This window comes from Janthinobacterium sp. FT14W (genome assembly GCF_009208755.1).
Taxonomy (GTDB): Bacteria; Pseudomonadota; Gammaproteobacteria; order Burkholderiales; family Burkholderiaceae_D; genus Janthinobacterium; species Janthinobacterium violaceinigrum.
Window position 1 is genome coordinate 1 of record NZ_WFLL01000088.1, and the last position, 7,690, is coordinate 7,690.

Genomic DNA, 7,690 nt, shown 5'->3' on the forward strand with positions numbered 1-7,690 from the left:
CAGCAGCGCCAGGCCGGCCGCGCCGCCATCGGCGCTGCGGCTGTGCCAGCCCTGCGCCGCGCACCAGGCTTCCAGCATGGCGCGCACGCTGGCGTTGTCGTCGATGATCAGCAGCGACAGGGCCCGGCCAGCCCCCTTGCCGGACGGCTCGGGCGGCGGCGCCACCTTGTCGAAGCGGCAGCTGAAGCGGAAGTCGGAACCTGCGCCCAGCGCGCTTTTCACGCTGAGCTTGCCCCCCATCAATTCCACCATGCGCCGGCAGATGGCCAGCCCCAGGCCCGTGCCGCCGTATTTGCGGCTGGTGCCGCTGTCGCCCTGGGAAAACGCGTCGAAGATGTGTTCCTGCTCGGCTGCGCCGATGCCGATGCCCGTGTCGCGCACGGAAAACTCCAGCGTCGCGCTGGCCGCATCCTCGGCCACCTTGGCGATGGTCAGCACCACTTCGCCATGCGAGGTGAATTTGACGGCGTTGCCTACCAGGTTGATCAGGATCTGTTCCACGCGCAGGGCGTCGCCGATCAGTTCGTCGGGCACGCCCGGGTCGAGCACGAACACGGGCTCCACGCCGCGCGCCCAGGCGCTGCTGGCCAGCAGCACGCCGACGCTGTCGAGCATGCGTTCGAGCTGGAAGCGGCGCTGTTCCAGCACCATCTGGCCCGCCTCGATCTTGGAGAAATCGAGCACGTCGTTGACGATGTTGAGCAGCGACTGCGTGGCCATCTGGATCTTGCCCACATAGCTGCGCTCGCGCCGTTCCAGCGGCGATTCTTCCAGCAGGCGCGCCAGGCCGATGATGGCGTTCATCGGCGTGCGGATCTCATGGCTCATGTTGGCGACGAATTCGCTCTTCGCGATGCTGGCCGCCTCGGCCTTGTCGCGCGCGCGCACCATCTGTTCGTTCAGTTCGTGCAGGCGCAATTCCGTGCGCTTGAGCTCGGACACGTCCGAAGCCAGCACGAAGAAGCCCCGCACGCTGCCGCCGTCGTCGAAATCGGGGATGTAATTGGTCCACGTGTGGCACACCTGGCCGGCGGGATCGAGCAGGTCGCGCTCGAAGCTTTGCGGCCGGCCCGCCAGCACGCCCTCGACGTGCGGCGCGTACACGTCGAACAGTTCCTGGCCCAGCAATTCGCTCATGTGGATGCCGGCCAGCTCGGCGCTGCTGCGGCCGAACCATTCGTTATAGAAGTTATTTGCAAACCGGCAACGCAGATCGGCACCCCAGTACGACACCATGCCGGGCAGGTTGTCGGTGACGGTGCGGATGAAGCGCTCGTTCTGTTCCAGGCGCCAGGTGGTGGCGTGCAGCACCTCGGTGGCGCGCTTGCGGTCCGTAATGTCGATCGACACCCCCAGCACGTGGCTGGCGCGTCCCGCGTCGTCGCGCAAGACCACCTTGCGCGTGGTGAAGTGGCGCGTGGTGCCGTCGGCCGTGTTGATGGCCTCCTGTTCGATTTCCACCATCTGCCCCGTGGCCAGCAGCTTGCGGTCGGCGCTGACGAAGGCGGCCGCCTGCTGCGGCGGGAAGAAATCGTGGTCGGTCTTGCCCAGCAATTGCTCGCGCGAGCGTCCCAGGGTCAGTTCCGCGTGGCGGTTGATCATTTCAAAGCTCAGCTTGTCGGCGCGCTTGACGAAGACCATGGCCGGGATGTTTTCGATGATGGTGCCGAACAGGTGCTTGGAACGGCGGAATTCCGCTTCGCTGCGCTTGCGTTCGCTGACGTCCAGCCACAGGCCCGATACGCCCAGCAACTGCTGTTCCGGGCCGAAGATCGGGTGATACGAGACGATCCAGTGGCTGAGCTGATCGCGCTGCTGCCCGCTGTGGCCTTTCAATTCGATATCGACGATGGGCAAGCCCGTCTCCAGCACCTGGCGCACGCAGCGCTCGACGTCGGCGCGCACGGCGTCGTCGAACAGCATGGCGCCCACGGGACGGCCCAGATGCTGCGCCACGCTGGCGCCGTTGATGGCGGCCAGGTACTGGTTGATCATGACGATGCGCAAGTCCAGGCCCACGAACAGCATGCCGATGGGCGCCGTGGCATACACGGTTTCCAGCAGGCGCGTGGATTTTTCCAGGGCCAGCGTGCGTTCGGCCACCAGGCTTTCGAGCTGCGTGCGGTGGCGCCGCAGGTCGCGTTCCAGCGCGCCCAGGGCGCCGGCCATGTCGGCCGATTCGCGGTCCGTGTGCTTGTTCGAGAGCAAGGGATTGCCCTGCGCCAGCGCGTGTATCTGCAAGGTCAGTTCCTGCAGGGTGCTGGCCAGGCGGCCGCCCACGCGCCAGGCCAGGGCAAAGCCGGCGGCCAGCAGCAGGGCCAGGATGACGGAGCCCGTGACTACCGAGCGCAGCAGGGCTTCGGCCACCGTGCTGGTGCGCATGGTGACGGCCACCGTCCAGGCGTCGCCGGGGCCGCGGCGAAAGCCCGTGTACACGTCCAGGCCTTCCAGCGTTGCATGGCGCAGCACGCCTTCGCGCGCCTGGCGTATCTGTTCCAGCAGGGGCGCCACCGTGCGCTGGCCCACGTAGCGCTGCGGCGCCAGGGTGCGCGCCACGTTGATGCCGTCCCCGTTGATGATGGCCGCGCCCAGGTAGGCGGGCAGGTGCAGCTCGCGCAGCAGCAAGGGCAGGTAGTCGGGCGAATACAGCGCCGTCAGCACATAGGCGGGGCCCTGGTCACGCGGCAAGGGCAGGTTCAGGGCCAGCTGCGGCACGCCGTCGGGCGCCTTGGCCAGGCTGGTCAGCCGCGGCTTGCCGTAGTCGCGCGTGCGTTCCATGCTGGCGGCCCATTTTTGCGGCAAGGGGGGCGGCGCCTGGCTGGCGGGCAGGGCCGTATTAACCAGCTGGCGCCCCTTGGCGTCGGAAACGATGAAGGCATTGACGGCAAGGCCCGGCTGCAGCAGGCCGGCGGCCACGGCGCGCAGGGCGCTGAGGTCGTCGCCTTGCAGGGCGGGTGCGGCGGCCAGCACGCGCGCCGCCATCTGGGCGCCGCTCAGGTCGCGCTCGACGGCGGCGGCGACGGCGCGCGCCGCCTGCGCCGTTTCGCTGACCACATGGTCGCGTTCGCGTGTGTAGCTTTGCGCCACGAGCAGGAGAAACACCAGTGCCGTCGGAATGACCCAGGCGAGCACCAGCCATGAAATTCGCGAGCGTATCGAAGGCAAATCTTGCACCCGGAAAGCTCCCAGAATGGATGAATCGACAGGCAGGCTCACGCTGGCGCTGGCTGACGTTGAATGAAAAGATGCTAGACGAAATTGATTGTTCTGACAAGCCTAGTTTCTGGAGTGGAAAAAAGCTTGCTCAGGGCATACGGAAGAGGGTACGGCGCCGCGCGCCGTACGCCCGGCCCGCCATGGCGGCGGGCAGGCAAGGGGGCTTACGGGACGACGGTCAGCACGTCGACGTCGATCTCGGGGCTTTCCATGAAGTCCTTTTCCACTTCGCCACGGATTTCCACCTGAGTCCGGGCGTCGATCTTGCGGTTCATGAAGACCTTGTCGTCGATGTCCACGCGGATTTCCGCCGTACCGTCCGAGAACGTGTATTTCTCCTTGCCCACCTTGCGCAGCAGGTGGCCGCGCAGCACGACGGCCTGGTCGTCGACGGGATTCTTCAGGATGGCAGCCACGTTGGCGGGCGCGGCCGGGCCGGCCGTCGGTCCCACGTACTGGGCGTGCGCGCCGCCGGCCAGCAAGGCGCAGCTGGCGGCCAGGGAGAGGAGCAGTGTGCGGTGCAGTGGCATGGTATTCCTTCGATAGTGACTGGCGTCTCAGAAAAAGACGGCGGTGCGGGCAATGATAGCACCGGTATTGCCATAGGGCATGTTCGCCCGCACGCTGCCCGTGCTGGCCACGCCATCGTCGAGTTTGCTGTCGATCTGCTCCGCGTAGCTCTCGGGCAGGTTGTCGAAACGGATGCCGTTGCCGGCGCGCCCGCCCACTTCGTCGTTGTACAGGTAGACGGCGCCGCCCTGGGCGCTGGTCATGAATTGCGAGGTGCCGTTGAACGAGCCCGTAATGAAGCCGCCCAGCGCCAGGTGCTGCGGCGCCAGGGTGAATTCGCGCGGCTGGCCGTCGCCGATCTGGCCGTCGCCATTGCCGTTGCCGGCCGAGTTGGGCACGTGCACGGTGCCCTGGATATCGTCGCCGGGCAGGGCGCGGAACTTGTCCTGGTAGGCGTTGACGGCGGCCGTCAGCGAATTCGATTGCTGGATGATGTTTTTCACCTTGGCGCTGTCGATCAAGCCTTGCCCCTTGAGCACGCCGCCGAGCAGCAGGCCGATGATGACCAGGACGATGGCGATTTCTACGAGCGTGAAGCCGTGCTGGCGGCGTGGGAGCATGGAATTTCCTTGGAAAAAGTGCGAGTGCCTGGGATGGCAGTTTACTGCAATTGGCGCCGGGTGCGCATGGCATTTCGGGCGGCAGCTCATGGCGCCGCCTTTGCTTTCTTTGCGGCAATTTCGTCGGCCCGTTGCCTGGCCAGTTCGTCGAGCCGGCGCGCCAGGAAAGCCAGCTCGTGCGGGTCGCTGATCTGGCCGCTGGCGATCAGGCCGCCGATCACCAGGCGGGCGCTGTCGAGCTGGTCCATGTCTTCCAGGATGAACGCTTCCATCTCGCGCACCCAGTGCGGCACCTGCGGCCCCGTCGCCAGCCGGCGCAGCGCGCGCGCGTAGCCGAGCGCCAGCGGCAGGTCGCGCAGCTGGTGCTTGGCCACCAGCACGGCTTGCGCCATGGCGGGCCAGCGGCGCTGCGGATCGGCCGCAAAGCTGGCGGCGACAAAGGCCAGCATGCGCCGCGCGCGCTGCGGGTCGGCCACGCCCGCATACACTTCGCTGGCGGCCATCAGCGCATACTGGCTGCGGGGATCGAGCGTTTGCGCCGTGTCCAGCCAGCCCGCCAGGCGCTCGTAGTCGAGCTGGCGCCACGGCAGGCTGACGCCGGGCTGGTCTTCGAACGATTGCAGGTACAGCAGCATGGCCTTGGCCATGGCCAGCGGCTCGCCCAGGCTGGCCAGGCGCGCCACGCTCGCCGGCGGCGGCGCAGGCAGGGGCCGCGCCTGGGCGGGAGCGTGCTGCTGCGCCGCCCGCCAGCCCAGCTGCAGCAGCAGGCAGGCGGCCAGCAGCCAGCACAGGGGGCGCGGCACCGTGGACCAGGGGCGTTGGGCGGTGGCCATCAGATGTTACGGCGGTAAAAGTCGCACAGCGCGCAGCTGGCCAGCAAGCCGACATAGATGGCGGTTTGCGCCGCCACGCCGGCCAGCGCCTGCCAGTCGCCGGTGGCGTACAGCAGCCACTGCGTGCGCGTAAAATCGTCGAGGCGGGGCAGCAGCAGGGCCAGTGCGTCGATGGCGCCGGCCGCGGCCCGCTGCGCCACGGAGTCGCCCGCGTGCGGGCCGTGCGCCAGCAGCTGCAGGCTGCCCAGCATGCGCGCCAGCACATAGAAGCCGCCCGTGGCTGCCAGCGCGGGCAGGGCTTGCTGCAGGCTGGCCGCGCACAGCAGGCTGAAGGCGGCGACGATCCACAATTCGCCCAGCAGGGACAGGCCCCACAGCGCGCTTTGCGCGGGCGCGGCAAACAGCGCCATCAGCAGGCCGGACAGCACGGCAGGCACGGCCGCCAGCGCCCCGTAGCCCAGCAGCTTGCCCAGCAGATAGGCCGCGCGCGGCATGGGCAATGCCAGCAGCAGTTCCAAGCCCCGGTCGGCCGCTTCGCGCGCCATGCCCGTGATGATGAAGGTGGCCAGCAGGAAGACGCTGGCCAGGCGCAGGGTAGCCGCCAGCAGCGCCGCCTGCACGGCGCCGCTTTCCGTCAGCGCCAGTTGCTGCAGGAAGCCGGCCAGGGCGGCGGCGCCGCAGGCGGCCAGCAAGAACAGCCACGGCAGGCGGCTGCGCAGCGCTTCGAGCAAGGTGTAGCGGGCGATGGTGAGGGCGGGAGCGAGCATGGGCATCAGCGGGGCAGCCTTTGTGCCGCCACCATGCGGTTGAACAGGATGTTCGGCGACAGCCAAGCGACGAGGTCGTCGAACTCGCCGCCGGGCTGCTGCGGGCCGCTGGCGGCGCGGCTGATGAAGGTGGTGGCGTTCGTAGCATTGTTGCGCTCGTCGACATTGTTGCCGAAAGGCACGGCCTGGCGCTGGCCCTGCACGCTGGTGGCGCCGAATGCGTTTTTGCCGTGCGACATGATCATGGCGGGGATATCGTTCAGGGCCGTCGCCTGCAGCAGCGCGCCCCCATTGCGCGTGACGATGCTGATGTCGCGCGGCGTGGACAGGCTGAAAAGCTGGCCGCTGTCGCTGAAGGCGGGCGTCACGCTGTAGCGGAACAGGTTGTTCCAGCTGTCGCCCTGGCGCAGCCCCAGGGTGGCCCACGGCAGGAAGCCGGCGCGTTTTTCGCCATTGCAGCGCGTGCCGCGCCGGTCTTCCAGGCCGCTGAGGGGGGAAACGGCGGGACAGGGCAGGTAGCCGTAGCGCAGCGCGTAGCCCGTCAGCGCCTCTTTCGCTTCGTCCAGCGCCTTTTGCGTTTCTGCCACCTTGCGCTGCTCCAGCTGCACCGTCAGCGGCGTGACCAGGCCGCCTATCATCAGGCCCACGATGACGAGGACGATGGCGATCTCGATCAGGGAAAAGCCGCGCTGGCGCGGCCGGGGTCGATATCTATTGCTCATGGGAGGTTGCGCGCGGCGCGCATGCGTTGGTACAGGGCGGGCAAGGTGATCCACGCCAGCATGTCGTCAAAGGCGCCGCCGGGCAGCGCGGCATTGTCGCTGGCGGGGCGGGCGATGAAACTGCGGCTGGCGCTGTCGTTGGCCGCTTCGTCGATATTGCCGCGCGCCGTATTGACCTGCGTCACGCCGCTGGCGGCCGTGCCGTAGTGATCCTTGCCTTGCGAGAACAGCACGAGGGGCAGGCACTGGGCGCTGACGTCGCACTGGGCCTGGCCCGCCACGAAGGCCAGTTCGCCGCGCGCGCCGCGCTCGAGCACGACTCGGTTGGCGATGGCGGACGACGAGACGATGGGCGCGCGCGCCATTTCCGGCGTGACGCTGTAGCGCAGCAGCTTGCCCCAGGCGTCGGTGCCCGCCACGCCCAGCGCCACCCACGGCAGGAAGCCGCTGCATTCGGCGTCGTCGGCGCAGTCGGCGGCACGTTCGCGTCCGTCGAGGGCGGAGGCGGCAGGACGGGGCAGGCGGCCTTGCGTGGCGGCAAAGCCCAGCAAGGCTTCGCGCGCCTGTGCCAGGGTGGCCAGGGTACGCTGCTGGCGCTCGGCCTCGCCCGTGTTGCGGCCGAAGGCGCCGATCAGCAGGCTGGCTGCCCCCAGGCCCAGCACGGCCACCAGCAGCAACAGGGCGGCACCGCGCTGGCGCTGCGGCTGGCGCTGCACTGGACGCGGCGTCACGGCTGCGCCTCCTGCACTTCGGTGACGGTGCCGCTGGCCGGGTCGTAGCGCTGGCCAGGCTTGAGGCGCACCACCTGGCCCGTCGACAGGCGCAAGGTCAATATGCCCGGATTGCCCGACTTGTCGCGCGCGAGCCGGTTGTGCGGCTCGTTCTGCACTTCCTCGTTCAGCCAGACGGTGGAGCGGCCGCTGCTGCGCACCACGACGCCATTCAATTCCACGGGCGGGGCGGGCGGCGGCGGTGGCGGCGGTGGCGGTGGCGGTGCCAGGGCGGGATCGGCCGCGGGCGCC

General features: G+C 68.6%; 7 protein-coding genes and 1 pseudogene. All 8 read right to left on the reverse strand.

All coding sequences use genetic code 11. From position 1 onward, the window contains the following. Positions 1 to 3,102, reverse strand: a 3,102-nt coding sequence (locus tag GCN74_RS27770) for a PAS domain-containing protein (RefSeq protein WP_152259648.1), incomplete at its 3' end; no start/stop codon positions are given. Positions 3,103 to 3,380: 278 nt separating this feature from the next. Further along, complete coding sequence (locus GCN74_RS27775; protein WP_152259649.1) at positions 3,381 to 3,746, reverse strand: NirD/YgiW/YdeI family stress tolerance protein; 366 nt, start codon at positions 3,744 to 3,746, stop codon at positions 3,381 to 3,383. 27 nt (positions 3,747 to 3,773) lie between these two features. Next, a complete protein-coding gene (locus GCN74_RS27780; protein ID WP_152259650.1) occupies positions 3,774 to 4,346 on the reverse strand; it encodes a prepilin-type N-terminal cleavage/methylation domain-containing protein in 573 nt (190 codons plus the stop codon). Positions 4,347 to 4,432: 86 nt separating this feature from the next. Next, the gene (locus tag GCN74_RS27785; protein WP_152259651.1) at positions 4,433 to 5,179 is read right to left on the reverse strand and encodes a hypothetical protein; all 747 of its coding nucleotides are present in this window, start codon (positions 5,177 to 5,179) and stop codon (positions 4,433 to 4,435) included. Next, a complete protein-coding gene (locus tag GCN74_RS27790; protein WP_226939270.1) occupies positions 5,179 to 5,946 on the reverse strand; it encodes an ABC transporter permease subunit in 768 nt (255 codons plus the stop codon). The genes GCN74_RS27785 and GCN74_RS27790 overlap by 1 nt, the downstream gene beginning before the upstream one ends. A 5-nt stretch (positions 5,947 to 5,951) precedes the next feature. Next, positions 5,952 to 6,668: a type II secretion system protein gene (locus GCN74_RS27795; protein WP_152259652.1), complete on the reverse strand. Its 717-nt coding sequence runs from the start codon at positions 6,666 to 6,668 to the stop codon at positions 5,952 to 5,954. Further along, positions 6,665 to 7,399 (reverse strand): hypothetical protein, encoded by a 735-nt coding sequence (locus tag GCN74_RS27800; RefSeq protein ID WP_152259653.1) that lies wholly within the window; start codon positions 7,397 to 7,399, stop codon positions 6,665 to 6,667. The genes GCN74_RS27795 and GCN74_RS27800 overlap by 4 nt, the downstream gene beginning before the upstream one ends. Beyond that, positions 7,396 to 7,690: pseudogene (locus GCN74_RS29040) on the reverse strand (hypothetical protein); the annotation flags it as partial. The pseudogene GCN74_RS29040 and the gene GCN74_RS27800, both read right to left, overlap by 4 nt.